23 protein-coding genes and 1 pseudogene are annotated in these 25,632 nt (G+C 68.7%); 18 read left to right on the forward strand and 6 right to left on the reverse strand.

The window, feature by feature from the left end; genetic code table 11:
- The first annotated feature begins 244 nt into the window (after positions 1-244).
- Positions 245-1,534: an acyltransferase family protein gene (locus ABQE93_RS06950; protein ID WP_448411300.1), complete on the forward strand. Its 1,290-nt coding sequence runs from the start codon at positions 245-247 to the stop codon at positions 1,532-1,534.
- Between the two features lie 25 nt (positions 1,535-1,559).
- Here the strand turns inward: ABQE93_RS06950 and ABQE93_RS06955 are convergent, their stop codons facing one another.
- The 3 genes and pseudogenes from ABQE93_RS06955 to ABQE93_RS06965 all read right to left on the reverse strand — a co-directional run.
- On the reverse strand, positions 1,560-3,554 hold the full coding sequence (locus ABQE93_RS06955; protein WP_448411302.1) for a YhgE/Pip family protein: 1,995 nt from the start codon (positions 3,552-3,554) through the stop codon (positions 1,560-1,562).
- 14 nt (positions 3,555-3,568) lie between these two features.
- The gene (locus tag ABQE93_RS06960; RefSeq protein WP_448411304.1) at positions 3,569-4,264 is read right to left on the reverse strand and encodes an ATP-binding cassette domain-containing protein; all 696 of its coding nucleotides are present in this window, start codon (positions 4,262-4,264) and stop codon (positions 3,569-3,571) included.
- Between the two features lie 28 nt (positions 4,265-4,292).
- Positions 4,293-4,790 (reverse strand): annotated as a pseudogene (locus ABQE93_RS06965) (inorganic diphosphatase); the annotation flags it as partial.
- An 89-nt stretch (positions 4,791-4,879) separates the two neighbouring features.
- Between ABQE93_RS06965 and dacB the strand changes: the two are divergent.
- The 5 genes from dacB to ABQE93_RS06990 all read left to right on the forward strand — a co-directional run bounded on the left by dacB (position 4,880) and on the right by ABQE93_RS06990 (position 11,201).
- Positions 4,880-6,256 (forward strand): D-alanyl-D-alanine carboxypeptidase/D-alanyl-D-alanine endopeptidase, encoded by a 1,377-nt coding sequence (gene dacB / locus ABQE93_RS06970; protein ID WP_448411306.1) that lies wholly within the window; start codon positions 4,880-4,882, stop codon positions 6,254-6,256.
- A complete protein-coding gene (locus tag ABQE93_RS06975) occupies positions 6,253-7,323 on the forward strand; it encodes an Rv3626c family coenzyme F420 biosynthesis-associated protein (protein WP_448411422.1) in 1,071 nt (356 codons plus the stop codon). Before dacB ends, ABQE93_RS06975 begins: the two co-directional genes overlap by 4 nt.
- On the forward strand, positions 7,302-8,264 hold the full coding sequence (tilS, locus tag ABQE93_RS06980) for a tRNA lysidine(34) synthetase TilS (protein WP_448411308.1): 963 nt from the start codon (positions 7,302-7,304) through the stop codon (positions 8,262-8,264). Before ABQE93_RS06975 ends, tilS begins: the two co-directional genes overlap by 22 nt.
- Before the next feature lie 10 nt (positions 8,265-8,274).
- Positions 8,275-8,895: a hypoxanthine phosphoribosyltransferase gene (gene hpt, locus ABQE93_RS06985; RefSeq protein ID WP_448411309.1), complete on the forward strand. Its 621-nt coding sequence runs from the start codon at positions 8,275-8,277 to the stop codon at positions 8,893-8,895.
- A gap of 80 nt (positions 8,896-8,975) precedes the next feature.
- Positions 8,976-11,201 (forward strand): molybdopterin-dependent oxidoreductase, encoded by a 2,226-nt coding sequence (locus tag ABQE93_RS06990; RefSeq protein WP_448411311.1) that lies wholly within the window; start codon positions 8,976-8,978, stop codon positions 11,199-11,201.
- Here ABQE93_RS06990 and ABQE93_RS06995 read toward each other — a convergent pair.
- From ABQE93_RS06995 to ABQE93_RS07005, 3 genes are all read right to left on the reverse strand, one after another.
- Positions 11,198-11,941: an SIMPL domain-containing protein gene (locus ABQE93_RS06995; protein WP_448411313.1), complete on the reverse strand. Its 744-nt coding sequence runs from the start codon at positions 11,939-11,941 to the stop codon at positions 11,198-11,200. The two genes, ABQE93_RS06990 and ABQE93_RS06995, sit on opposite strands and share 4 nt — an antisense overlap.
- Positions 11,942-12,006: 65 nt before the next feature.
- Entirely contained in the window at positions 12,007-13,194 is a 1,188-nt protein-coding gene (locus tag ABQE93_RS07000; RefSeq protein WP_448411315.1) for an LLM class flavin-dependent oxidoreductase, read from the reverse strand.
- Positions 13,195-14,160 (reverse strand): alpha/beta fold hydrolase, encoded by a 966-nt coding sequence (locus ABQE93_RS07005; RefSeq protein ID WP_448411424.1) that lies wholly within the window; start codon positions 14,158-14,160, stop codon positions 13,195-13,197.
- A gap of 236 nt (positions 14,161-14,396) precedes the next feature.
- Between ABQE93_RS07005 and ftsH the strand changes: the two genes are divergently transcribed.
- From ftsH to lysS, 12 genes are all read left to right on the forward strand, one after another.
- Positions 14,397-16,742, forward strand: a complete 2,346-nt coding sequence (gene ftsH, locus ABQE93_RS07010) for an ATP-dependent zinc metalloprotease FtsH (protein ID WP_448411317.1) — start codon at positions 14,397-14,399, stop codon at positions 16,740-16,742.
- Between the two features lie 29 nt (positions 16,743-16,771).
- Positions 16,772-17,395 (forward strand): GTP cyclohydrolase I FolE, encoded by a 624-nt coding sequence (gene folE / locus ABQE93_RS07015; protein WP_448411319.1) that lies wholly within the window; start codon positions 16,772-16,774, stop codon positions 17,393-17,395.
- 14 nt (positions 17,396-17,409) lie between these two features.
- Positions 17,410-18,267, forward strand: coding sequence for a dihydropteroate synthase (folP, locus tag ABQE93_RS07020; protein WP_448438054.1), 858 nt, complete (start codon positions 17,410-17,412; stop codon positions 18,265-18,267).
- Positions 18,260-18,637, forward strand: coding sequence for a dihydroneopterin aldolase (gene folB, locus ABQE93_RS07025; protein ID WP_448411323.1), 378 nt, complete (start codon positions 18,260-18,262; stop codon positions 18,635-18,637). Before folP ends, folB begins: the two co-directional genes overlap by 8 nt.
- Entirely contained in the window at positions 18,634-19,146 is a 513-nt protein-coding gene (gene folK / locus ABQE93_RS07030) for a 2-amino-4-hydroxy-6-hydroxymethyldihydropteridine diphosphokinase (RefSeq protein WP_448411325.1), read from the forward strand. The genes folB and folK overlap by 4 nt, the downstream gene beginning before the upstream one ends.
- Positions 19,146-19,622: a DUF3180 domain-containing protein gene (locus ABQE93_RS07035; RefSeq protein ID WP_448411327.1), complete on the forward strand. Its 477-nt coding sequence runs from the start codon at positions 19,146-19,148 to the stop codon at positions 19,620-19,622. Before folK ends, ABQE93_RS07035 begins: the two co-directional genes overlap by 1 nt.
- Positions 19,623-19,699: 77 nt before the next feature.
- Positions 19,700-20,926, forward strand: coding sequence for a DUF6779 domain-containing protein (locus ABQE93_RS07040; protein ID WP_448411328.1), 1,227 nt, complete (start codon positions 19,700-19,702; stop codon positions 20,924-20,926).
- A gap of 93 nt (positions 20,927-21,019) precedes the next feature.
- Positions 21,020-21,943 carry a Rossmann-like and DUF2520 domain-containing protein gene (locus tag ABQE93_RS07045; RefSeq protein WP_448411330.1) on the forward strand — a complete coding sequence of 308 codons (924 nt, stop codon included), beginning with the start codon at positions 21,020-21,022 and terminating at the stop codon, positions 21,941-21,943.
- Positions 21,940-22,872 (forward strand): pantoate--beta-alanine ligase, encoded by a 933-nt coding sequence (panC, locus tag ABQE93_RS07050; RefSeq protein WP_448411332.1) that lies wholly within the window; start codon positions 21,940-21,942, stop codon positions 22,870-22,872. The genes ABQE93_RS07045 and panC overlap by 4 nt, the downstream gene beginning before the upstream one ends.
- Entirely contained in the window at positions 22,872-23,279 is a 408-nt protein-coding gene (gene panD, locus ABQE93_RS07055) for an aspartate 1-decarboxylase (RefSeq protein WP_427059483.1), read from the forward strand. Before panC ends, panD begins: the two co-directional genes overlap by 1 nt.
- A gap of 4 nt (positions 23,280-23,283) precedes the next feature.
- The gene (locus ABQE93_RS07060) at positions 23,284-24,099 is read left to right on the forward strand and encodes a type III pantothenate kinase (RefSeq protein WP_448411334.1); all 816 of its coding nucleotides are present in this window, start codon (positions 23,284-23,286) and stop codon (positions 24,097-24,099) included.
- An 11-nt stretch (positions 24,100-24,110) separates the two neighbouring features.
- Positions 24,111-25,622, forward strand: coding sequence for a lysine--tRNA ligase (gene lysS / locus ABQE93_RS07065; protein ID WP_448411336.1), 1,512 nt, complete (start codon positions 24,111-24,113; stop codon positions 25,620-25,622).
- Positions 25,623-25,632: the final 10 nt, after the last annotated feature.

The raw sequence follows: 25,632 nt of genomic DNA on the forward strand, positions 1-25,632 counted from the left end.
TAAAAACGCTGTTCGTAGCTCTAACTAATCAGCCCGAAATATAACTGACAATTTGCGCAGCAAATACCGCTTGGCTGTTGCCGCGGTGCGGATTTTTCGGCGGGGTTGATCGGCGGAATTCCGGCTCGCGAAATTTGCGGGGTTGGTCCTACGATGGCGACGGCTTAGCTGTCTGAGATCACCTTGAAGAAAGCGGGGACCCTTTCGTGCGTGACGCCACTTCTGGCACCGGCCGTCGACCGCGGTGACGACCGAGACGACGAAAGGCGCCGCAGGATCCGGGGGTCCCGCACGCGCCGACATCGGCCGAAACCACAAGCGGGCGCGGATAATCGGCCTCGACGGCATCCGTGGTCTGCTGTGCCTGAGCATCGCCATCACCCATGTGACCGGCTACTACACGAAAAACACCGCCGACACCTGGAAAACCAACCTGTTCGGCTTCTCGTTGGTCTATTTCTTCGTGCTCAGCGGGTTTCTGCTGTTTTTGCCATATGTGCGAAACCTCGTTGCCCGGTCGGCCATGCCGGATGTGCGTAATTACGCGATACACCGCCTGGCCCGAATTATGCCGGCTTACCTCGTCATTTTCTTGATCGTCAATTTCGTGTTGCAGCTTTCCTACGTCGGCAATGCGGCAATGATGCCCGACGACGCCCGCACCGGAATCGGCATGATCACCGATCCGGCGGAGTTGCTGGCCAACCTGGCGTTGGTGCAGACCTACATCCCGGCCTTCATCCAGACCGGTATCGGCCCGTCGTGGTCGCTGACCCTGGAGTACGCGTTCTACCTCACGCTTCCGCTGCTGGGCTGGGTGATTTTTCGGACGGGCACCCGCAGCAGACGCAATCCGTTCCTGGTCGCAATGCTCGCACCCGCCATCCTGCTGGGCATCGGGTTGCTGGGCCGCGCGCTGACCCCGTTGGTCAATCGGTACGCGGGCACCTCCGACTTCATCCTGCTCAACTGGGGCCCGAACATCGCCGCGGTGTTCACCAGGAGCATCCTGACCAACGCCGACAACTTCGCGATGGGCATGCTCGCCGCGGTCGTGTTCGTCGCGATCGAGCACGGCGTGCTGTCCGAGCGCGCGAGCCGACGCGTCCGGACGCTCAGCGCCGCGGCGATCCTGCCCGTGCTGGTGGTGGGCGCGGCGATGTTCGCCTTCGCGGTGTCGTTCGTCACCGCCGTGGTCGGCGTGGTCGCCGCGCTGATGATCCTGGTCGTCGTGGTTCCGCTGGCCCGGGGCGAGAAGTCCAAACTGGCGCGCACGCTCGATGTCCGGCCGATCCGCTATGTCGGCGAAATCTCGCTGTCGGCCTACCTGTGGCATTTCCCGCTGCTGCTGCTGCTCGGCCAACTCGGCTGGATGGCCGGCGACACGCTACCGGGAATGCTCTACAACATCGTGGTGCTGCTCGCCGTAACGGTTCTCGCCGCGACCGTGACCTACTACCTGGTCGAGAAGCCGGCGATGAACTACGCCAGAAGGCGCCGCACAAGCGCGCGCCGCCGGGCCGAGGCGGCGTAGCTCGGCCTCACACTTCTCACACTTCTCACACTTCGATGGGTGGGTACAGCCGCTCGATCGTGTACTGCCGGTTGCGTCGCGCCGACCACGCGGTGGCGGCCAGCGACGCCGCGGTGATGGCGGCCAGCACCGCGATCGCCACCCACAGCCGCGAGTCGATGCCACCCACGGTCAGCTGGCGTAACCCGTTGACGGCGTAGGTCATCGGGTCGACGTGGTGGATGATCTGGAACGGCTTCGGCGTGGTCTCCACCGGATAGATGCCGCCGGCCGAGACCAGCTGGAACATCAGGAACGCCAGCGTGACCACCCGGCCGACCGCAACGCCGAACAGCGCGTTGAACGCCTGGATGAGCGCCAGGAACGCGCCCGCGACCAGGATCAGGAACGCGACGGTGGCCGCCGGGTAGACCGCCTTCAAGCCCACGCCGAAATGCACCACCGCGTACATCACCAACACCTGGCACACCACGATCAGCAAACCCGGCCAGTAGGACGCCAGCGCGACGCGCAGGGCGCCGAGCCCGTTGACGATCGGGCGAGGTTGCAAGGGCGTCAACAACATCCAGATGATCAGCGCCCCGATGAACAAGGCCAACGACAGGAAGAACGGCGCGAACCCGGTGCCGAACGTCGGCGCGGCGTTGTGGGTCACCTCATCGAGAGTCACCGGCTGGGACAGGGTTTCGGCGACCTGGTTGCGCTGCTGATCGGTCCAGTGCGGAACGCGTTCGGCCCCTTCGCGTAGGCCGTGCGCGAGTTCCACGCTGCCGCTTCGTAATTGGCTGGTTCCGTCGGCCAGCGTCGCCGCGCCCGCCGACAGCCGCTCACCCCCGTCGGAGAGCGCCACCAGCCCGGCGCGCAGTTGGTTCGCCCCGGTGCTCAGCTGGTTTGCGCCGTCGCGCAGAGCCACCACGTCGTCGCGAAGACCGCCGTCGAGCGCCTTGGTCAAAAACGTCCGCAGCTCACTGCTCGGGTCGGCAAGCTCGGTTTCCAGTGCAGCGGCCTTGTCCCGCAACGCGATCAGACCTTCGTCGGTGGTCGGATCGATGGTGTTGGCGCGCAGTAGCCGCTGGGTGCCTGCCAACGTGTCACCCAACGCCCGCACCGCCGGGTCGGGATTCGCCCGCAGCGCGCCGACCACCGTGTCGACGAGGGCCGCGGCCTGCGCCTGATCGACGTGGAGCGCGGCTACCCGGTCACTGGTCGACTTCACCAGCCGGGACAGCCCGGCCGCCAGGTCGCCGACCTCCGCCGGGTCCAGACCCAGCCCGCTCACCCGGTCGAGCACCGACAGCAGCGGATCCGTTGCGGTGCCGATGCCTTCGGACAACTGCGCGGCACCGGCGGCCAGCGCGGCCGAGCCGTCGCGTGCGGTCACCAACCCGTCCGACAGCGCACGCGACCCGCTCGCCAGCTCGTGGGCACCGTCGTCGGCCTGCGCCAGGCCCGCCGACAACCGGTCGGCGCCGTCGGCGGCCGTCACCAGCCCGGCGCCCGCCTCGGTCACACCGGTGAGCACCTGACCGACCGTCTGCTGCCCGACGCGCGCGTTGACCTCGTTGAGCACCTCACGCGCGGCGTTCTGCCCGATGATCGACGCCAGATAGTTGTTGGAGTTGTCGAAGGTGAACCGGATCTTGGCCGGGTGCGGATCAGCACCCGCCGGCGATGCCACCGCGGCGCTGAAGTCCTCCGGGATCGTGATCGCGAAGTAGTAGTGCCCGTGGCGCACCCCGTCGGCCGCCTCTGCGGCCGACATCTCGTGCAGGTCGAGCTGCCCGGAGTCCAGCAGCGAACGGGCCACCTGGTTCCCGGCGTTGACCTGCTGGCCCTGGCTCTGCGCCCCGCGGTCCTCGTTGACCAGCGCCACCGGCAGCTTGTTGACCTCACCGAACGGATTCCAGAACGCCCACAGGTACATCGCGCCGTACAGCAGCGGCATCAGGATGATCGTGGTCAGCGCCAGTCGGGGCAGCACACCGCGGGAATAGCGTTTGAGGTCGGTACCCAGAGACATCCCCGCAAGCATCGTCATCGACCTTTCTGCCGGGCCTTCTGATCGGCTACCAGCTCTTCGCGCGAGGTGTTGGCCACCTCGATCTGCGCTTGAACACCGTCGTGGCTGACCCCGTTGACGGTCGTCGTCACCACCGTCTGCGTCTCACCCAACGAGATCAGCCGGTTCAGCACGGTCTCGCGGTGACGATCGCTGGTGACGTGGTCGAGGTCGCCCACCACCAGCAGCGGCGGCCGTCTGGTGTTGGCCAGCGCGATCCGCAACAACAACCGGTCGCCCTCGCCCAGCTCCTCGACGAACTCGTCCAGCTGCGGCAACGGCAGCTCCCCGAACACCGGGCCGCAGACCGCGTCGACGTCGGCCTGGCCGGCGCGGCGCACCAGGCGGTACCACGCGGCGTCCCAGCGCAGCTGTTCGGTGATCAGGTCGGCCACCGTGACCGATTCGGCGACAGCGTCGAGCTCGTCGAAACCGGCCAGCGCCGCGCACCGGAAGATGTCGTCGACGGCGGTGCGGCCGAACACCGAAAGCGAGCCGCTCTGCGGTTTCATCCGGCCGGCCAACGTCATCAGCAGCGCGGTGCGCCCCGAACCGCTCGGGCACACCAGGACGGTCACCCCGCCCGCGTCGATCTCCAGATCGACGGGGCCGTACACCGGCCCCCACGGACCCGACACGGTGATGCCGCGAGCAATCACCTTGTCCGACATCGTGACTTCCCGACGCGCGCAGCGCCGCTCAGTGCGCCTGGGTCTTGAACCGGTCGATCGACGCCTTGACTTCGGCCTCGGCCTTGTCGCGGCCCACCCAGTCGGCGGCCTTGACGTACTTGTTCGGTTCGAGGTCCTTGTAGTGCACGAAGAAGTGCTTGATCTCCTCGAGCACCTGCTCGGGCACGTCGGCCAGATCCTGGATGTGATCCCAGCGCTTGTCGCCCGCGGGCACACACAGCACCTTGTCGTCGCCGCCGGCCTCGTCGGTCATCTGGAACATAGCCACCGGGCGGACGTCGACGAGGCAACCGGGAAACAGCGGCTCGGGCAGCAGCACCAGGGCGTCGAGCGGGTCACCGTCCTCGCCGAGCGTGTCTTCGATGAATCCGTAGTCGGTCGGATAGCCCATCGAGGTGTAGAGGTAGCGGTCCAACTTCACCCGCCCGCTCTCGTGGTCCACCTCGTATTTGTTGCGCGAACCCTTCGGGATCTCGATGACTACCTCGAACTCCACCGGCGGCTCCTTGCCCTGTGCAAACGGTCTTGGGGACGGGCATCACCCTAATGGAGCGATACGCTGCACTACGGGGCGGTCGACAGATCAGGAGAGTTATGCGGCCCACGAAGTGGGGGCCATCCACGCATGTGCTGGTCGGGGTGGCAGTGCTGGTGCTGGTCGCCGTCGTGGTGGCGACGGCGGCCGTGCTGACGACGGGACACACCGACGCCGCGGCGGTCAAGCCGACGCCACCGGCCGTCACCGCCGATCCGGCCGTCGTGCCGGTGTCGGACTCCGCACCCAAGCCCACGCCTGAGCAGCTGGCGGCGCGGCTGGCCCCGGCGCTGGCCGACCCCAACCTCGGGCACTTCACCGGGCGCATCGCCGACGCGATCACCGGCACCCAGCTGTGGGAGCAGGGCGCCGACGTGCCGATGCAGCCCGCATCGACCAACAAGACGCTGACGACGGCGGCCGCGCTGCTGGCCCTCGACCGCGACGCGCGGTTGACCACCCGGGTGCTCACCGGCGACAAACCCGGCGTGGTGGTGCTCAAGGGCGGCGGCGACCCGACGCTGTCGGCGGCGCCGAAAGGCAAAGACACCTGGTACCGCGACGCCGCCCGCATCAGCGACCTGGCCGAGCAAGTCCGTCGCAGCGGCGTCGACGCCAGCGCCGTGCAGGTCGACGTCAGCGCCTACAGCGGGCCGACCATGGCGCACGGCTGGGACCCCGCCGACATCGACGGCGGCGACATCGCGCCGATGCAGCCGGTGATGCTCGACGCCGGGCGCACCCAACCCGTCAGCGTCGACTCGGCCCGGTCGCACACGCCCGCATTGGATGCCGGGCGCGCGCTGGCGGTGGCACTGGAGGTCGACCCGGCCAAGGTCACCGTGTTGCCCGGCCCGTCGCGCGGCGGCACGGAGATCGCGGCGGTGCAGTCGCCGCCGCTGATCAACCGGCTGCGCGAGATGATGAACGCCTCCGACAACGTGATGGCCGAGGCGATCGGCCGTGAGGTCGCCGCCGCGGTCGGCGAGCCGCAGAGCTTCGACGGCGCCGCCAGCGCGGTGCTGGGCGAACTGAAGGACGCCGGCGTCGACACCACCGGGGCCAGGCTGTTCGACTCCAGCGGGCTGTCGGTCGACGACCGGCTCACCGCGAAGACGCTCGACGAGGTGGTCAGCGTCGCGGTCGGCGACGAGCACCCCCGGCTGCGACCGCTGGTGGACCTGATGCCGATCGCGGGCGGCAGCGGCACGCTGTCCAACCGCTTCCTGGGCACGGAACCGGGCCGGGAAGCCGCCGGGTTCCTGCGGGCCAAGACCGGATCGCTGACCGGAACCAATACGCTGGCCGGCTTTCTCACCGACGCCGACGGGCGGGTGTTGACGTTCGCGTTCATCTCCAACGATGCGGGCCCTATGGGCCTCGTCGCGCTGGACACCCTGGCCGCGACCCTGCGCTCGTGCGGGTGCAGCCCATGAGCCCGGCCACCGACCACAAGGTGACGGTCGGACGCGCCGTCGACTGGGAGTTCGCCGCGACCGTCGGCGCCAGACTGGCCAGGCCGGGCCCGGCCACCACCGACTACACCCGCCGCCAGGTCATCGACCAACTCAGCGAGGCGTCGCGGTCGGCCGAACTGCCGGTGCGTGAGGTCACCGGGCTCACCGAGGGCGGCGACGTTCCCGACGCGCGCATCGTCGACCGCGCCCAGTGGGTGCGCGCGGCCACCCAGTCGATGCGCGTGATGACCGGCGGGCAGGACAGCGACGGACAGCGGCCGAACTTCCTCACCGGCCGGATCACCGGCGCGCAGACCGGTGCCGTGCTGGCGTTCGTGTCCTCGGGCATCCTCGGCCAGTACGACCCGTTCGGCCGCGACGGCGGTGAGCTTCTGCTGGTGTACCCCAACGTCATTGCGGTGGAACGCCAACTGCAGGTGCAGCCTTACGATTTCCGGCTCTGGGTATGTCTGCACGAGGTCACCCACCGGGTGCAGTTCCGGGCCAACCCGTGGTTGGCCGACCACATGTCGCGCGCGCTCGGGGTGCTCACCGACGAGACCGAGAACGACGTCACCGAGGTCCTCGGCAGGCTCGCCGAGTTCGTCCGCGGCCGTCGCGGCGACACCGGAAGCGGTGCGGCCGAACCGAATTCGGAGGGTGTGCTCGGGCTGCTGCGCGCCGTGCAGTCCGAACCGCAGCGCAAGGCGCTGGACCAGCTGCTGGTGTTGGGCACGCTGCTGGAGGGCCACGCCGACCATGTGATGGACGCGGTCGGTCCGGCGGTGGTGCCGTCGGTGGCCACCATCCGGCGCCGGTTCGACGAGCGGCGTCAGCGCAAACAACCGCCGGTGCAACGGCTGCTGCGGGCGCTGCTGGGATTCGACGCGAAGCTCAGCCAGTACACCCGCGGCAAGGCGTTCGTCGACCACGTCGTGTCCAAGGTCGGCATGGAGCGGTTCAACGCGGTGTGGTCCGAACCCGAAACCCTGCCGCTGCCAACCGAAATCGACGAGCCGCAGCGATGGATCGACAGGGTGCTCTAGCCGCGCTGCACGAAGCGGTCACCGGCTTTGCCCGCGACTTCTGCGCAGCCGACGAGCGCTGGTGTGTGGCACTGTCCGGCGGCGCCGACTCGCTGGCGCTGACGGCGGCGGCGGCGAAGGTCAAGCCGACCACCGCGCTCGTCGTCGACCACCAACTGCAGCCGGGCTCCGCGGCGGTCGGCGCCACCGCCCGCGACCAGGCGATGACGCTGGGATGTGTTGACGCCCAGGTGTTGCGCGTCGACGTCGGCACCGAGGGTGGCCCGGAAGGCGCGGCGCGCACGGCGCGCTACCGGGCCTTGGACGGGGCCCGCGGCGGTGCGCCGGTGCTGCTGGGTCACACGCTCGACGATCAGGCCGAGACCGTGCTGCTGGGGCTCGGCCGCGGGTCGGGGCCGCGGTCGATCGCCGGGATGCGGCCCAGCGACCCGCCGTGGGGTCGTCCGCTGCTCGGCGTGCGGCGCAGCGTGACGCAGGCAGCCTGTACTGAACTGGGCGTGGCACCGTGGCACGACCCGCACAACAGCGACCGGCGGTTCACCCGGGTGCGGCTGCGCACCGAGGTGCTGCCGCTGCTCGAGGAGGTCCTCGGCGGCGGGGTGGCCGAGGCGTTGGCGCGCACCGCGGGTGCGCTGCGCGCCGACACCGACGCGCTCGACGCGCTGGCACAGCAGGCGTTGACCGACGCTCGCGATGGGGCAGGGCTGGACACGTCGCGGCTGGCGGTGCTGCCGGAGGCGATCCGGCGGCGGGTCATTCGTGGCTGGCTGCTGGCCGGCGGGGCGAGCGGCCTGACCGACAAGCACATTCGGGGGGTCGACACCTTGGTGGTGGGGTGGCGGGGCCAAGGCGGGGTGGCCGTGGGATCGCCGCTGCGCAATCAGCGGCTGATCGCGTCGCGGCGCGACGGCGTGCTGGGCCTGCACACCGAACCGGTCTAGCCACCGCGCCTTGGTCGGCGGATCGGTCGCATGGCACGCTGTGGGCGTGGCTGAGCGATCCACCGAGCTGTACAACGGCGACATCAAATCGGTTCTTCTTCCCTCCGACGAGATCCAGGCGAAGGTCGCCGAGCTCGGCTCCCGCATTGGTGAGGACTATCGCGAAACGATCGGTCCCGACGGGCGCGATCTGCTGCTGGTCACCGTGCTCAAGGGCGCGGTGTTCTTCGTGACCGATCTGGCACGCGCGATCCCGCTGCCCACGCAGCTGGAGTTCATGGCGGTCAGCTCGTACGGCTCGTCGACGTCGTCGTCGGGGGTGGTGCGCATCCTCAAGGACCTCGACCGCGACATCCACGACCGCGACGTGCTGATCGTCGAGGACGTCGTCGACTCGGGACTGACCCTGTCGTGGCTGCTGCGCAACCTGGCGTCGCGGCGGCCACGGTCGCTGCGGGTGTGCGCGCTGCTGCGCAAACCCGACGCGGTGCGCGCCGACGTGGACATCGCCTACGTCGGCTTTGACATTCCCAAGGAATTCGTCGTCGGCTACGGGCTGGACTACGCCGAGCGCTACCGCGACCTTAACTACATCGGCACGCTCGACCCCAAAATCTACGAACAGCCGTAGCGCTCGCCCAAAGGGGACAAACGGGCGGGAAAGTGCGAGAAGAATCGTGCAAAACGCCGATCTCGGCGGAGGATGGGGTGATGACCCAGACAGCCCTGCGGATCTGCCCGCTGTGTGAGGCCACCTGCGGCCTGACGTTGACGATCGCCGACGGCCGGGTCACCGGCGCCCGCGGTGACCGCGACGACGTGTTCAGCCACGGGTTCATCTGCCCGAAGGGCGCCAGCTTCGCCGAACTCGACAATGACCCCGACCGGCTCGCCCGCCCGCTGGTCCGGCGCGACGGGAAGCTGACCGAAACCAGCTGGCAAGAGGCGTTCGAGGCGGTCGCCGAGCGCCTCGGTGCCGTCGTCGCCGAGCACGGCGGCCCGTCGGTCGGCGTGTACCTGGGCAACCCGAACGCCCACACCGTCGCCGGCGCCCTGTACCCGCCGGTGCTCGTGCGCGCGCTGGGCACCCGCCAGGTCTACTCCGCCAGCACCCTGGACCAGATGCCCAAACACGTCGCGCTGGGCCACATGTTCGGCAGCCCGGTCGCGTTCACCGTCCCCGACCTCGACCGCACCGACTACCTGGTCGTCATCGGCGCGAATCCCCTTGTCTCCAACGGCAGTCTGGCCACCGCACCCGACTTCCCCGGCAAGCTGCGCGCGCTGCGCCGACGCGGCGGCCGACTCGTCGTCATCGACCCGGCCCGCACGCGCACCGCGGAACTCGCCGATCGCCACCTGGCGCCGCGGCCCGGCACCGACGCGGCGCTGCTGTTCGCGGTCGTGTACACGCTGTTCGACGAGCACCTCGTCGACCTCGGCGCGCTGGTGGGCTCCGTCAACGGCGTCGACGACATCCGCGCGCTCGCGGCGGACTTCGCCCCGGAAGCCGTCGCCGCCTACTGTGGGGTGGCCGCCGACGACATCCGCGTGCTGGCCCGCGAGATCGCGGCGGCCCCGTCCGCAGCGGTCTACGGCCGAATCGGCACGTCGACAGTGGAATTCGGCACGATCGGCAGCTGGCTCGTCGATGTCGTCAACGTGCTGACCGGCAACCTCGACCGGCCCGGGGGCGCGATGTTCCCGCTGTCGGCGGTCGCGCCGGCGCCCCGACCGCCGAAGGCAGGCCGCGGATTTCGCACCGGACGCTGGCACAGCCGCGTCTCCGGACACCCCGAGGTGCTCTCCGAGATCCCGGCCGCGGCCCTCGCCGAGGAGATCGATACCCCCGGCGACGGGCAGCTCAAGGCGCTGATCACCATCGCAGGCAACCCGGTGCTGTCCGCGCCCGACGGCGATCGCCTCGACCACGCGCTCACCGGGCTCGACTTCATGCTTTCCATCGACCCGTACCTCAACGAGACCACCCGCCACGCCGACGTCATCCTGCCGCCACCGCCGCCGTCGCAAAGCGCCCACTTCGACTTCGCGCTCAACAACCTCGCCGTGCGCAACAACGTCCGGTACTCGCCGCCGGCACTGCCGCTGGCCGATCGCCCCGACGAACCCGAGATCCTGTCCCGCATCGCGCTGATCCTGTACGGCGTTGGGCCAGAAGGTGATCCGGCGCTCGTCGACCAGCAGGTGATCGCGACGACGCTGGCCAAGGAAACCGCCGATCCGCACTCGCCCGTCGCCGGGCGCCCCGTCGAAGAGCTCACCGCGATGCTCGATGCGGTCCCGGGCTACGAGCGGCGCCTCGACATGATGCTGCGGCTCGGACCGTACGGCGACGCGTTCGGCGCCAACCCCGACGGCCTGACGCTGGCCCGGGTCAAGGCCGCCCCGCACGGCATCGACCTCGGCCCGCTGCAACCGCGACTGGCTCAGGTGTTGCGAACCCCAACGGGCCGAATCGAACTCGCCCCCGAGCCGTTGGTCGCCGACGTGCCACGGCTGCGCGAGGCTCTCGGCGTCCGCGCCGACGGCTTCATGCTCATCGGCCGCCGGCATCTGCGCTCGAACAACAGCTGGATGCACAACCTGCCCGCGCTGGCCGGTGGGACGAACCAGTGCACGCTGCGGATCCATCCCGACGATGCCGCCGAGTTGGGCCTCACCGACCCCGGGACCGCGGTCGTCAAGGGGCCCGGCGGTGAGCTGCTGGCGCCCATCGAGTTGGCGCCCGGCATGCGCCGCGGCGTGGTGTCGCTGCCGCACGGCTGGGGCCATGACCGCGACGGCACCGGACAGACGGTCGCCTCGAACCGCCCGGGCGTCAACGTCAACCAGCTCAACGACGGCAACCGTCTCGACCCGCTGTCGGGTACCGCTGTGCTCAACGGTATTCCGGTGGACATCGCCCCCGCGGGCTAGGTGAGCTCCCAGACCACCGTCACCGTGAACCCGACCGTCTGCTCGCCGGGTTCCAATGGCACGGTAGCCATTTCGGCACCGCGGGGAGTGGGAAACGGCGTCGGCGGCTGCTGTTGACCGGTCGCTTCCGAAATCGAAATGACTTGGCCCAGCGCCGAACCCGACAACTCGGCGTACTGCTCGGCGCGGTCTCGGGCGTCGTCGAAGGCCCGGCTTCGGGCATCGCGGACCAACTGTGAATCGTCCTCGAGCGAATAGTTCACCGAGTTGATCCGGGTCGCGTCGCCGCCGCTGCTGACGATCAGCGCCAGCGCCTGCGATGCGGCGTCGAGCTGGCGGATCTTGATGTCGATCGAGTTGGTCGCACGGTAGCCGACGATGGCCTGCGGATCGTCACCGCCGCCGGCGAACTGCGGCTGCAGGCTGACCTCTGCGGTGCTGATGTCCTTGTGCTCCACGCCGGCGTCCACCAGCGCGTCGATCACCGCCTGCTGACGCTCGCTGGTCTGGTTCATCGCACCGGTCACATCGGGAGCGACGGACGCGATGGACGCGTTGATGTTGAGGGTGTCCGGCTCGCCCTGCACCTCACCGGAACCCTGCACGGTCACGTGTCGCGCATCGCCCTGCGCGCTGGTCGTCGGCCCCGATGTCGCGTCGCAGCCCGCTACGACGAGGATGAGCCCCGCAGCGAGAGCGAGCAGTCTGGTCGGCGTCTTCGCCCGTACAGCGGTCGGCATGCCTGGCACGATACCGTCACCGTGTCACCGGGACCGTGCGCCAGGTCGACGCCGCGTGGCGCGCATCAGCGCTCCCGGTCCTCGAGTTCGTCGGTGTGCTCGGTGATCGCGTTGACGATCGCTTCGCCCGCCCGGCCCAGCAGTTGGTCGCGCATGTCCTTGGCCCAGTCGTGCGACGCCCGCGGTGCGATCAGCTGACCCTTGAAGTGCGGAATCACTTCCCGGGCGAACAGTTCGTAGGAGTGATACGTCGCCTGCGGCGAGGCCCAGTCGTGGCCGAGCAGCAGCAGCGTGCCGAAACCGCCGGACTGTTCGAGCAAGTCGTGAATGTGGGTGATCGCGTCACCCGGTGTGCCGATACAACAGTTGCCCTTGCTCGCATACTCTTCGACGAACTCGCGCGGGGACTGCTCACCTTCGACGTCGTTGGACAGCGGCACGAACCCGGCCGCACCGAAGTAGTTCGCGAAATCCTGTAGCCCGTAGGTGCAGTCGTCGATCGCCTGCTCGCGGGTATCGGCCAGGTGCATGATCGACAGCACCCGCCAGTTGTTGCGGTCCGGTGCCTCGCGTCCGGACTTCTCGGCCTGGTCGACGACCACCTGCCAGGTGTTCTCCAGCGCGGCGTATCCGCCCGGCACCGACATCGACAGCGAAAGCAGCGACGTGCCCAGCGCCCCGGCCAGTCGCGGTCCTGATGGCGAAATCATTGCTGCGGTGGAGATTTCGGGATACGGCCAGGTGTAGGGCCGGATGTGCAGGGCGGCATCGCGCAGTGTGAACCAGTCCGACGTCCTGGTGATCCGTTCGTCGGGGGCGGCGCGGAACAGCGCCAGGATGGCGTCCAGCGACTCCTGCATCATGCGGCGCTGGTCGACCGGATCGATGCCCATCATGTACGCGTCCGATGGCAGCGCTCCCGGCCCGGTGCCGAACATCACCCGGCCGCGGGTGATGTGATCCAGCAGCACCCACCGGTCGGCCACCATCAGCGGATGGTGGTAGGGCAGCGACACCACACCGGTGCCGAGCCGGATGTGCTTGGTGCGTTCGGCGGCCGCGGCGATGAACACCTCCGGGCAGGCGATCAGCTCGTAACCGCCGGAGTGATGTTCACCGAACCAGACCTCGTCGTAGCCGAGACCGTCCAGGGCGACGGTGCGGTCCAGGTCGTATTCCAGTGCCAGGGTGGGGGATTGGCCGACCGGGTGAAACGGGGTGATGAACACCCCGAAGTTCAGTGGCCGCGTCATCTACAGCTCCAATCGCTTGAGGAATTCGACGAGTTCGGCGTTCACCTCGGCGGGACGCTCCTGCTGAATCCAATGTCCCGCACCGTCGATCATCACCTCGCGGTAGTCCCCGGTCACCAGGTGGTGGACGCGGTGGCGCGGCGTGTAGGCAAGCGTCGGGTCGGCGGTGCCACCGATGAACAACGCGGGCACGGTGATGGTGGCGGCCGGGGTCGACGCGGTCAGTTCCCAGTTGCGGTCAAAGCAGCGATACCAATTCAGCGGTGCGGTGAACCCGTGGGCGGTGAACTCGGCGACGTAGTGGTCGAACTCCTCCTGGCTCAGCCAGTCGGGCAACCCGCCCGGTTCGGGGATGCGTTCGATGAACCCTTCCGGCCCGGGTTGGACCATGCGTAACGCGGCCGCCTCGTCTGCGGGCATCGTCAGCGACCCGAACAGCTTGCGCATCGTGGTGGCCGGATCGCGGTTCAGGTCGGCGTCGGCGGGCCCGGGCTCCTGGAAGTAGAGGATGTAGAAGAAGTTGTCGCCGAAGATCTTGCGGAACGCCTGGGTGGTCGGCACCCGCGAGCGCGGCACCGGCGGCACGCTCAACCCGGCTACCCCGGCGAACCGGTCCGGGTGCAGCAGCGGCGCCGACCAAGCCACCACCCCGCCGAAGTCGTGGCCGACGATCGCCGCCCGTTCGGCGCCGACGTCGTCGAGCAGGCCGACCAGGTCGGCGCTCAGGTCGACGACGGTGTAGGCGTCGATTGCGTCGGGCTTCGACGAGCCGCCGTAGCCGCGCTGGTCGGGGGCGAGCACGTGAAAGCCCGCGTCGGCCAGCGCCGGGATCTGATGCCGCCACGAAAAGGCCAGCTCGGGAAAGCCGTGGGCGAGCACGACAAGCGGGGCGCCGCGCTCGCCCGCCTCGATCACCCGCAGGTGCACGCCGTTGGTTTCGACAAACCGTTCGGTCGAGGTCCGCACGGTCACTACCAAAGCACAGTCGACCGCGCCGCGAACGTGGGTTACCCGCACGGCCCGAGCGCCTGACGCGTGCCGGTAACCCACGTTCGGCGCAATACACCCCCGATACGGCGGCACCCGTCGGGAACCTTGACTCGTTGGTATAGCGGTAGCCTGGAAGTTCCCAGCTGCACGTATCGGAAGGAGACCGGCCGCGGGCGGCCGAAAGACATGACGCCGACGAAGGCCGAGGCTTGATGAACCGCAAAAATGTGATCCGCACGCTGACCGTGATCGCGGTCCTGTTGCTGCTGGGTTGGTCCTTCTTCTACTTCAGCGACGACACCCGCGAGTTCAAGCCCGTTGACACCTCGGTGGCGATGGCGCAGATCAACAACGACAACGTCGAGAGCGCGCAGATCGACGACCGTGAACAGCAGCTGCGGCTGGACCTGAAGAGCGGCAACCCCGACACGTCCGACAGCGACAAGATCATCAGCAAGTACCCAACCGGCTACGGCGTGACGGTGTTCGAGGCGCTGCAGAGCAAGGGCGCGAAGGTCAACACGGTCGTCAACCAGAGCTCGATGCTCGGCTCGCTGTTGATCTACCTGCTGCCGCTGCTGCTGCTGGTCGCCTTGTTCGTGATGTTCACCCGCATGCAGAGCGGCGGGCGGATGGGCTTCGGTTTCGGCAAGTCCAAGGCCAAGCAGCTCACCAAGGACATGCCCAAGACCACGTTCGCCGACGTCGCCGGTGCGGACGAGGCGGTCGAAGAGCTCTACGAGATCAAGGACTTCCTGCAGAACCCGTCGCGCTACCAGGCGCTGGGCGCGAAGATCCCCAAGGGTGTTCTGCTCTACGGTCCACCCGGCACCGGTAAGACGCTGCTGGCCCGCGCCGTCGCCGGCGAGGCCGGGGTGCCGTTCTTCACCATCTCCGGTTCGGACTTCGTCGAGATGTTCGTCGGCGTCGGCGCCTCTCGCGTGCGCGACATGTTCGAGCAGGCCAAGCAGAACAGCCCGTCCATCATCTTCGTCGACGAGATCGACGCGGTCGGCCGCCAGCGCGGCGCCGGCATGGGCGGCGGCCACGACGAACGCGAGCAGACGCTCAACCAGCTGCTCGTCGAGATGGACGGCTTCGGCGACCGCCAGGGCGTCATCCTGATCGCCGCCACCAACCGCCCCGACATCCTCGACCCCGCCCTGCTGCGGCCGGGCCGGTTCGACCGGCAGATCCCGGTCACCAGCCCCGACCTGGCCGGGCGCCGCGCGGTGCTGAAGGTGCATTCGGCGGGCAAGCCGATGGCGCCCGACGCTGACCTGGAGGGCCTGGCCAAGCGCACGGTCGGGATGTCCGGCGCCGACCTGGCCAACGTCATCAACGAGGCGGCGCTGCTGACCGCGCGCGAGAACGGCACCGTCATCACCGGGCCGGCGCTCGAAGAGGCCGTCGACCGCGTCGTGGGCGGGCCGCGCCGCAAGAGCCGCATCATCAGCGAGCACGAGAAGAAGATCACCGCCTACCACGAGGGCGGGCACACCCTGGCCGCGTGGGCGATGCCCGACATCGACCCCATCTACAAGGTCACGATCCTGGCGCGCGGCCGCACCGGCGGGCACGCGATGTCGGTGCCCGAGGACGACAAGGGTTTGATGACCCGCTCGGAGATGATCGCGCGGTTGGTGTTCGCCATGGGCGGACGCGCCGCCGAAGAGTTGGTGTTCCGCGAGCCGACCACCGGCGCCGTGTCCGATATCGAGCAGGCCACCAAGATCGCGCGCGCGATGGTCACCGAGTACGGCATGAGCTCCAAACTCGGCGCGGTGCGCTACGGCACCGAACACGGTGACCCGTTCTTGGGCCGCACCATGGGCACCCAGGCCGACTACAGCCACGAAGTCGCCCGCGACATCGACGACGAGGTGCGCAAGCTCATCGAGGCCGCCCACACCGAGGCGTGGGAGATCCTCACCGAATACCGCGACGTGCTCGACACCTTGGCCGGCGAACTGCTGGAGAAGGAGACGCTGCACCGCCGCGAGCTCGAGGCGATCTTCGGCGACGTCAAGAAGCGTCCGCGGTTGACCATGTTCGACGACTTCGGTGGCCGGGTGCCGTCCGATAAGCCGCCGATCAAGACGCCCGGCGAGCTGGCGATGGAACGCGGCGAGGAATGGCCCAAACCGATTCCCGAGCCGGCGTTCAAGGCCGCCATCGCGCAGGCCAGCCAGGAAGCCGCTGCCCGGCAGGCCCAGAACGGCGCCAACGGTCACGGCAGCAACGGAGCCCCCGGCCCCGGCGCGACCCAGCCGGACTACGGCGCCCCGGCCGGCTGGCACGCCCCCGGCTGGCCGCCACCGCCGCAGCACCACCAGCCGTCGCATCAGCAACCGCACCAGCAGCAGCAACAGCCGCAGGGCTACTGGTATCCACCGCCGCAACCTCCGGGGTGGCATAACCCCGGTGCCGGCGGGGCTCCGCCCTATCCGCAGTACCAGCAACCCTATCCGCAGCCGTCGGCGCCGAACCCCAACGACGATTCGGGCCAGGACAACGAACGGTCCGGCGATAGGTCCAACCCGCCGGCGCACGGCTGACCGCTAGCAGGCTCTCACAGGAGGCGTATATGACGCGGCCGCAGCGCAGTTCGGCCACGATCTTCCCCAACGGCTTCACGCCCGCGACGTTCGACCAGACGCGGGCCGAGGCGGCGGTGCGCGAGCTGCTGCTCGCCGTCGGGGAGGACCCCGACCGCAACGGGCTCGAGGACACCCCGGCCCGGGTGGCGCGGGCGTACCGTGAGCTGTTCGCGGGCCTGTACACCGACCCGGATGCCGTGCTGGACACCACCTTTGACGAACAGCACGACGAAATGGTGCTGGTCAAGCAGATCCCGTTGTACTCCACGTGTGAGCACCATCTGGTGTCGTTTCACGGGGCCGCGCACGTCGGCTACATCCCCGGCGCCGACGGCCGGGTGACCGGGCTTTCCAAGATCGCGCGCCTCGTCGATCTGTACGCCAAGCGTCCACAGGTACAGGAACGGCTGACCGCGCAGATCGCGGATGCGTTGATGCGCAAGCTCGATCCGCGCGGTGTGATCGTCGTGATCGAAGCCGAACACCTCTGTATGGCGATGCGCGGTGTCCGCAAACCCGGTGCCATCACCACCACCTCGGCGGTGCGCGGCCAGTTCAAACACGATGCGGCGTCGCGCGCCGAGGCGCTGGATCTCATCCTTCGGAAGTGAGACCGGCCAGCCCAATGCCCCCCTCGGGAACGCGCGTGCAGGTGATGGGCGTCGTGAACGTCACCGACGACTCCTTCTCCGACGGGGGGCTTTTTCTCGACCGCGACCGCGCGATCGAGCACGGGCTGGAGATGGCATCCGACGGCGCCCAGATCATCGATGTCGGCGGTGAGTCGACCCGGCCCGGCGCCACCCGCATCGATCCCGAGATCGAAATCGCCCGCGTCTTGCCGGTCATCAAAGAACTTGCCGGACAAGGTCTTACGGTCAGCATCGACACCATGCACGCCGAAGTCGCCCGGGCGGCGCTCGAGAACGGCGCCACGATCGTCAACGACGTGTCCGGCGGCCGCGCCGACCCGCAGATGGCGCCGCTGTTGGCCGACGCGAAAGTGCCGTGGGTGCTGATGCATTGGCGATCGGTGGGCGCAGAACGTCCCCATGAGGTGCCTGCCTACCGCGATGTGGTCGCCGACGTGCGCGCCGAACTGCTCGCCGGTGTCGACGCGGCGGTGGCCGCAGGCGTCGACCCGGACAAGCTGATCATCGACCCGGGTCTGGGATTCGCCAAGACTGCCGAACACAACTGGGCGCTGCTGCGCGCGCTGCCCGAACTCGTCGGCACCGGGATCCCGGTCCTCGTCGGCGCCTCGCGAAAGCGCTTCCTCGGATCGTTGCTGGCCGACGCCGACGGCCGGGCGCGCCCACCCGACGGGCGTGAGACCGCGACCGCGGTGATCTCCGCGCTGGCGGGTATGCAGGGCGCATGGGGTGTGCGGGTGCACGACGTGCGCGCCTCGGTCGACGCGCTCAAGGTGCTCGGAGCGTGGTCAGGGGCGAGCGGAGCGACGGGAAATACTTCGAGTGGCTGACCGAATCGAGTTGCGCGGCTTGACCGTTCGTGGGCGCCATGGTGTTTTCGACCATGAGCGCCGCGACGGTCAGGATTTCGTCGTCGACATCACGGTGTGGGTTGACTTGGCGCCGGCCGCGGCCAGCGACGACCTGGCAGACACCGTCGACTACGGCGGCTTGGCGAAGCTGGCCGCAGACATCGTCGCGGGCCCGCCGCGCAACCTGATCGAGACCGTGGCAGGCGAGATCGCCGACGCGGTCATGGTTGACGCGCGGGTGCATGCCGTCGAGGTGGTTGTGCACAAACCCGGCGCGCCCATCCCGCTCGAGTTCGCCGACGTCGCGGTGGTGGCGCAACGGTCCCGGCGCGACGGTCGCCGCGCATGACCACAGTGGTGTTGTCGATCGGGTCGAACCTCGGTGACCGTCAGGCCCGGCTGCAGTCGGTGGTCGACGATCTCGCGCCTGCCGTGCGGGCGGTCTCGCCGGTCTACGAGACCCAGCCGTGGGGCGGGGTCGAGCAGGAGCCCTTCCTCAACGCCGTGGTGATCGCCGAGGACCCAGGGCTCGATGCGACGGGCTGGCTGCGCCGCGCGCAGGCACTGGAAGGCGCCGCCGAACGAGTGCGCGGCGAGCGGTGGGGCCCTCGGACGCTCGACGTGGACCTCATCACCTGCCATGCGGGTCAACGCGAGGTGCGCTGCAGCGACGACGATCTGACATTGCCGCACCCGCGCGCCCACCAGCGCGCGTTCGTGCTCGTTCCGTGGCTTGCCGTCGAACCCGATGCGACGCTCGCCGTCGGCGATATCGCCCGCCCGGTGCGGGAGTGGCTCGCCGAACTCGACGCCGCCGAACGCGACGGGGTACGCCCCGTCGGCGAATTGCGCTGCTGATGGGCCCGACCCGCAAACGTGACCTGGCAGCGGCTACGGCGATCGCGGCCGTCATCGGCTACCTGCTGGTGCTGGTGCTCTACAAGTGGTTTCCGCCGATCACCGTGTGGACGGGTTTGTCGCTGCTCGCGGTCGCGATCGCCGAGGCGGGGTGGGCGTTCTACATCCGCGCCAAGATCCGCGACGGGCAGATCGGCGATGGCCCCGGCTGGTTGCACCCGCTTGCGGTCGCCCGCTCGGTGGTGATCGCCAAAGCCTCGGCGTGGGTGGCCGCGCCGGTGCTCGGCTGGTGGTTGGCCGTGCTCGCCTACCTGCTACCACGACGTTCGACTTTGCGGGTCGCGGCGGAGGACACCCCCGGCGTCGTCGTCGCGGCCGCGTGCGCATTGGCGTTGGTGGCGGCCGCGCTGTGGCTGCAGCATTGCTGTAAGTCACCGAACGAACCCCAGGACAACGCCGACGGCGCAACCGATTAACGCCGCATCGGCGCCGACGCGCCGAATCGCCGCTGCGGTCGACACGCGCAGTGACCTGTGCCGGGTACAGTCGGCGCATGACCGATCTGCCCCGCAGCGCCCGCCCGCGGCGCAGCGGCCGCAGGCCGAGTTGGGTCCTGCTGAGTGCGTTGCTGGTCCTTGCGATCGCGGCCAGCTCTGCGTTGGTGTTCACCAACCGGGTGGAATTGCTCAAACTCGCTGTGATCCTGGCGTTGTGGGCCGCTGTGGTGGCGGCGTTCGTATCGGTCATCTACCGCAGGCAAAGCGACACGGATCAGGCCAAGGTGCGAGACCTCAAGCTGGTCTACGACTTGCAGCTGGAGCGCGAGATTTCGGCCCGCCGCGAGTACGAGCTGTCGGTGGAGACCCACCTGCGTCGTGAGCTCGCAGCCGAGTTGCGCGCCCAGGCCGCCGACGAGGTGGCCGCGCTGCGGGCCGAACTGGCTGCGCTGCGCAGCAATCTGGAGATCCTGTTCGACGCCGAACTGTCGGACCGGCCCGCGCTGGAGACCGAACGCACGACCGTACGGGCCTACAGCGACTGGGCGCGTGACGACGAGCGCCCCGGCCGCATCGCCGCCGACTACGGTGACGACCTCACCACCCGCACCGATGAAAGCCCGATCATCGACGTCGCCGCCGAACCCCATCCGCCCGAGTTCGAATGGGTGCCGCCGGCCAGCGCCGGAGGCGCGCACCGCAGAACCTCCGAGCCCGAGGAACGGCCTCAGTACGCCGAAGAACCCAGAACGTGGGCGCCGCCCCCGCCACCACCGCCGCCGCAACCGGCGCCGCCGCCCCCGCCGCCTCCGCCTGCGCCTGAACCTGAGCCGGCCGCACCCGGCAGCGCCCATTTCGATTGGGCCCCACTGGAAGAGCCTGAACCACCCCCGACCGGGTGGCGGCCCGCACCGGCCGATGGACAATGGCTGCCCCCCGGATCGCCGGGTAGCAATTGGGCGGCTCCGGTCGAGGAGGACCGCCCCACCGAGGAGTACGTCGGCAGGCGACGCGCACCGGAACCGCCGCAGGCCCCGCCGCCACCGGCGCCACCGGTCGACGACCTGCCGCACCGGGGCAGGCACTCCGTGCCGGCCGAGGCCGTCGACCCCGGTCGCCCGGCCGCGCCGCCCCCAGAGCCCGCCGAACCCGACGAGCCCACGCCGCGTCGGCGCCGGCGCAGCGCCGACGACGACACCGGCGGTCAGTCGGTCGCCGAACTGCTCGCCCGGCTGCAAGCCAGCCCGACGGGGGGCGGCCGTCGGCGCCGCCGCGAAGAGTGAGTCAATCAGTCAGTTATTATTTGGTCTGACCGTCTGGTACCCGCATCGCGGGACTGGAACGTAGGTATTTCTGACACTCAGCGAGGTCGCTGCATGCCGACGCCCGACGTCTTCCGCCCCGCGCGGCTCACGATCGGCATCATTTCTGCTGGTCGGGTGGGTTCCGCGCTGGGAGTGGCGCTGGAGCGGGCAGAGCATGTCGTGGTGGCCTGCAACGCCATCTCGCACGTATCCCGCGAGCGCGCCAGCCGTCGGCTGCCCGACACCCTGGTGCTGCCGGTCGACGAGGTCGCCGCCCGCGCCGAGCTGTTGTTGCTCACGGTGCCCGACACCGAGCTCGCCGGGCTGGTGTCGGGGCTGGCCACCACCGGGGTGGTGCGCCCGGGCACCATCGTCGTGCACACCTCCGGCGCCAACGGGGTGGCTGTGCTGGCCCCGCTGACCGAGCAGGGCTGCATCCCGCTGGCGATCCATCCGGCGATGACGTTCACCGGCGCCGACGAGGACATCGACCGGCTGCCCGAGGCCTGCTTCGGCATCACCGCCGCCGACGAGGTGGGGTACGCGATCGCCCAGTCGCTGGTGCTGGAGATCGGTGGTGAGCCGTTCCGGGTCCGCGAAGATGCCCGCACGCTGTACCACGCAGCGTTGGCGCACGCCAGCAACCACCTGGTCACCGTCGTTCTGGACGCGCTCGAAGCGCTGCGCTCGGCGCTGTGGGGCCAGGAACTGCTCGGCCAGGAACTTGTCGACAACGCCCCGGGCGGTATCGCGGAGCGTGTCGTCGGGCCGCTGGCGCGGGCCTCGCTGGAGAACGCGCTGCAGCGCGGACAGGCCGCGTTGACCGGTCCGGTCGCCCGCGGCGACGCACCCGCGGTCGCCGGCCATCTGCAGGCCCTCGCCGAAGTGGAGCCGCAACTGGAACAGGCTTATCGGACCAATTCGCTGCGCACCGCCCAGCGCGCCCACGCACCCGACGAGGTGTTCGCGGTACTACAGGAAGCCGGACGCTCATGACCGGGCGCAAACCGCAGTTCACCGCCCGCGAGTTGAACGTCTACTCCGACCCGCGCGACGTCTCCGCCGTCACCAGGGCGTTGCGCGCCACCGGGCGTCGGGTGGTGTTGGTGCCGACGATGGGTGCCCTGCACGAGGGCCACCTGACGCTGATCCGCACCGCCAAACGCGTCCAGGGCGCCGTCGTGGTGGTGTCGATCTTCGTCAACCCACTGCAGTTCGGCGCCAACGAGGACCTCGACGCCTATCCGCGCACCCTCGACGACGACCTTGCCGCGCTTCGCAAGGAAGGCGTGGAGATCGCGTTCACCCCGACCGCCGCCGACATCTATCCCGACGGTGTCCGCACCTGCGTGCAGCCTGGACCGCTCGGTGGAGAGCTCGAAGGAACCTCGCGGCCAACGCATTTCGCCGGCGTGCTGACGGTGGTCCTGAAGCTGTTCAACATCGTCACGCCCGACCGCGCGTACTTCGGCGAAAAGGATTACCAGCAGCTCGTCTTGATCCGCCAGATGGTCGCCGACTTCAACCTCGACGTTGCGGTGGTGGGTGTCTCGATCGTGCGGGAGGCCGACGGGCTGGCGCTGTCGTCGCGCAACCGCTACCTCGACCCGGTGCAACGTGAGCAGGCGGGCGCGCTTTCGGCAGCGCTGTTGGCGGGCCGGTACGCGGCGGGGGAAGGCACCGCCGCCGCGCTGGACGCCGCGCATGCGGTGCTCGACGAAGTGCCCGCCATCAAGGTCGACTACCTGCAGGTGCGGGATCCGACGCTGGGGCCGGCGCCCACCACGGGTGCGGGCCGCATGCTCATCGCGGGCCGGCTCGGCGACACCCGTCTGCTCGACAACATCGCGATCGACATCGGGGTGCCGTCGGGGCCTGGCCCGCACGTTGAATACGACGAACACGAACTTCCTTGGAGGAACTGATGTTACGGACCATGCTGAAATCGAAAATCCATCGTGCGACCGTCACGCAGGCGGATCTGCACTACGTCGGGTCGGTCACCATCGACGCCGACCTGATGGACGCCGCGGACCTGCTCGAAGGTGAGCAGGTCACCATCGTCGACATCGACAACGGTGCCCGACTGGTGACCTACGCGATCACCGGCGAACGCGGCAGCGGTGTGATCGGGATCAACGGTGCGGCAGCACATCTGGTCCATCCCGGCGATCTGGTGATCCTGATCGCCTACGGCACGATGGAAGACGCCGAAGCGCGCAGGTACCAGCCCAGGATCGTGTTCGTCGACGCAGACAACAAGCAGGTCGACCTCGGACACGATCCCGCCCATGTGCCGGCCGACGCGGCCGAGCTGATGTCGTCGCGGTGATCGTGTGCTGCTCGCGATCGACGTTCGCAACACCCACACCGTCGTCGGCCTGATATCCGGTTCCGGTGACCATGCAAAGGTGGTGCAGCACTGGCGGATTCGTACCGAACCGGAGGTGACCGCCGATGAGTTCGCGCTGACCATCGACGGCCTGATCGGTGACGACTCCGAACAGCTGACCGGGGCGGCCGCGCTGTCCACCGTGCCGTCGGTGATGCACGAGCTGCGCGAGATGCTCGGCCAGTACTGGCCGTCGGTGCCGCACGTGCTGATCGAACCGGGCGTGCGCACCGGCATCCCGCTGCTGGTCGACAACCCCAAGGAAGTCGGCGCCGACCGCATCGTCAACTGCCTGGCCGCCTTCCACAAGTACGGCACCGCCGCCATCGTCGTCGACTTCGGTTCCTCGATCTGCGTCGACGTGGTCTCGGCCAAGGGCGAGTTCCTCGGCGGGGCCATCGCGCCGGGCCTGGAGGTGTCCTCGGACGCCTCGGCCACCAGGTCGGCTGCCCTGCGCCGCGTCGAGCTGACCCGGCCCCGGTCGGTGGTGGGTAAGAACACCGTGGAGTGCATGCAGGCCGGTGCCGTGTTCGGGTTCGCCGGCCTGGTCGACGGCCTGGTGCAGCGCGTCCGCGACGACGTGGACGGCTTCGCGGGTTCCGACGTCACCGTGGTGGCGACGGGCCACACCGCGCCGCTGCTGTTGCCCGATATGCGCACCGTCGAGCATTACGACCAGTACCTGACGCTGGGCGGTCTGCGCCTGGTGTTCGAACGCAACCGCGACAGCCAACGGGGCCGCCTCAAGCAAGCCCGTTAGGCTGGCACGACGTGACCTCAGCTGATTCCCCCGACGCCGCCGACATCCCTGAGCAGTACCGGATCCGTCAGGCCAAGCGTGAGCGGCTGCTGGCCGACGGTCCACACCCCTACCCGGTCGAAGTCCCCCGCACCCACACCCTGGCCGAGATCCGGCAGGCCTACCCGAACCTGGCCGCCGACACCGAAACGGGCCAGCTCGTCGGCGTAGCCGGCCGGGTGATGTTCGCGCGCAACTCCGGCAAGCTGTGCTTCGCGACGCTGCAGGAAGGTGACGGCACCCAGCTGCAGGCGATGCTGAGCCTGCACAAGGTCGGCCAGGAATCGCTGGACGCCTGGAAATCCGATGTCGACCTCGGCGACATCGTGTACGTCCACGGCGAGGTGATCAGCTCCCGGCGCGGTGAGCTTTCTGTGCTCGCCGATTCCTGGCAAATTGTTTCCAAGGCGCTGCGCCCGCTTCCCGTCGCGCATAAGGAAATGAGCGAAGAAGCGCGGGTGCGGCAGCGTTATGTCGATTTGATCGTGCGCCCGGAAGCCCGCACGATCGCTCGTCAGCGAGTCGCGGTGGTACGGGCGGTGCGTTCAGCGCTGGAACGGCGCGGCTTTTTGGAAGTCGAGACGCCGATGCTGCAGACATTGGCCGGTGGCGCGGCCGCGCGACCGTTCGTCACCCACTCAAATGCCCTCGACACGGACCTATATCTACGGATCGCGCCGGAACTGTTCCTCAAGCGGGCCCTGGTCGGCGGTTTCGAGAAGGTCTTCGAGTTGAATCGGGTGTTCCGAAACGAGGGCGCGGATTCTACGCATTCTCCAGAATTCGCGATGCTCGAGACATACGAGGCGTATGGCACCTACGACGATTCCGCCACCGTCACCCGTGAGCTTATTCAGGAGGTCGCCGACGAGGCGCTTGGCACCAGAAACGTGCCATTGCCGGATGGCAGTACCTACGATCTGGACGGTGAATGGCAGAGCATTCAAATGTATCCATCTCTGTCGGAAGCCCTCGGAGAAGAGATCACCCCCCAAACGCCGGCCGAGAAGTTATGGGAGATCGCCGACCGACTCGATGTGGAGATTCCCCGCGACCGCGGGTATGGGCACGGGAAATTGGTCGAGGAACTATGGGAGCACACCGTCGGTAACACGCTTTGGGCGCCCACCTTCGTGCGCGACTTTCCGGTCGAAACGACACCGTTGACCCGTGCGCATCGCAGCATCGAAGGGGTTACCGAAAAATGGGATCTCTATATCCGGCGCTTTGAACTCGCCACCGGCTACTCTGAACTCATCGATCCGGTAATCCAGCGCGAAAGGTTTGAAGCCCAAGCCCGCGCGGCGACCGCCGGAGATGACGAGGCAATGGCCCTCGATGAGGATTTTCTCACCGCGTTGGAGTATGCGATGCCACCGTCGACGGGTACTGGAATGGGTATCGATAGGTTGTTGATGGCATTGACGGGCCTAACGATTCGGGAGACCGTTTTGTTCCCGATTGTTCGACGCCACGGGTCGTGAACCGGTTCGA

The sequence above is a fragment of the Mycolicibacterium sp. XJ662 genome, assembly GCF_053484035.1.

Excerpts from the sequence above, each read along its gene's own strand:
- ABQE93_RS06955 (WP_448411302.1), bottom strand. The coding sequence starts at position 3,554 with ATGTCTCTGGGTACCGACCTCAAACGCTATTCCCGCGGTGTGCTGCCC.
- ABQE93_RS06960 (WP_448411304.1), bottom strand. The coding sequence starts at position 4,264 with ATGTCGGACAAGGTGATTGCTCGCGGCATCACCGTGTCGGGTCCGTGG.
- dacB (WP_448411306.1), top strand. The coding sequence starts at position 4,880 with ATGCGGCCCACGAAGTGGGGGCCATCCACGCATGTGCTGGTCGGGGTG.
- ABQE93_RS06975 (WP_448411422.1), top strand. The coding sequence starts at position 6,253 with ATGAGCCCGGCCACCGACCACAAGGTGACGGTCGGACGCGCCGTCGAC.
- tilS (WP_448411308.1), top strand. The coding sequence starts at position 7,302 with ATGGATCGACAGGGTGCTCTAGCCGCGCTGCACGAAGCGGTCACCGGC.
- ABQE93_RS06990 (WP_448411311.1), top strand. The coding sequence starts at position 8,976 with ATGACCCAGACAGCCCTGCGGATCTGCCCGCTGTGTGAGGCCACCTGC.
- ABQE93_RS06995 (WP_448411313.1), bottom strand. The coding sequence starts at position 11,941 with ATGCCGACCGCTGTACGGGCGAAGACGCCGACCAGACTGCTCGCTCTC.
- ABQE93_RS07000 (WP_448411315.1), bottom strand. The coding sequence starts at position 13,194 with ATGACGCGGCCACTGAACTTCGGGGTGTTCATCACCCCGTTTCACCCG.
- ftsH (WP_448411317.1), top strand. The coding sequence starts at position 14,397 with ATGAACCGCAAAAATGTGATCCGCACGCTGACCGTGATCGCGGTCCTG.
- folE (WP_448411319.1), top strand. The coding sequence starts at position 16,772 with ATGACGCGGCCGCAGCGCAGTTCGGCCACGATCTTCCCCAACGGCTTC.
- folP (WP_448438054.1), top strand. The coding sequence starts at position 17,410 with ATGCCCCCCTCGGGAACGCGCGTGCAGGTGATGGGCGTCGTGAACGTC.
- folK (WP_448411325.1), top strand. The coding sequence starts at position 18,634 with ATGACCACAGTGGTGTTGTCGATCGGGTCGAACCTCGGTGACCGTCAG.
- ABQE93_RS07035 (WP_448411327.1), top strand. The coding sequence starts at position 19,146 with ATGGGCCCGACCCGCAAACGTGACCTGGCAGCGGCTACGGCGATCGCG.
- ABQE93_RS07040 (WP_448411328.1), top strand. The coding sequence starts at position 19,700 with ATGACCGATCTGCCCCGCAGCGCCCGCCCGCGGCGCAGCGGCCGCAGG.
- ABQE93_RS07045 (WP_448411330.1), top strand. The coding sequence starts at position 21,020 with ATGCCGACGCCCGACGTCTTCCGCCCCGCGCGGCTCACGATCGGCATC.
- panC (WP_448411332.1), top strand. The coding sequence starts at position 21,940 with ATGACCGGGCGCAAACCGCAGTTCACCGCCCGCGAGTTGAACGTCTAC.
- panD (WP_427059483.1), top strand. The coding sequence starts at position 22,872 with ATGTTACGGACCATGCTGAAATCGAAAATCCATCGTGCGACCGTCACG.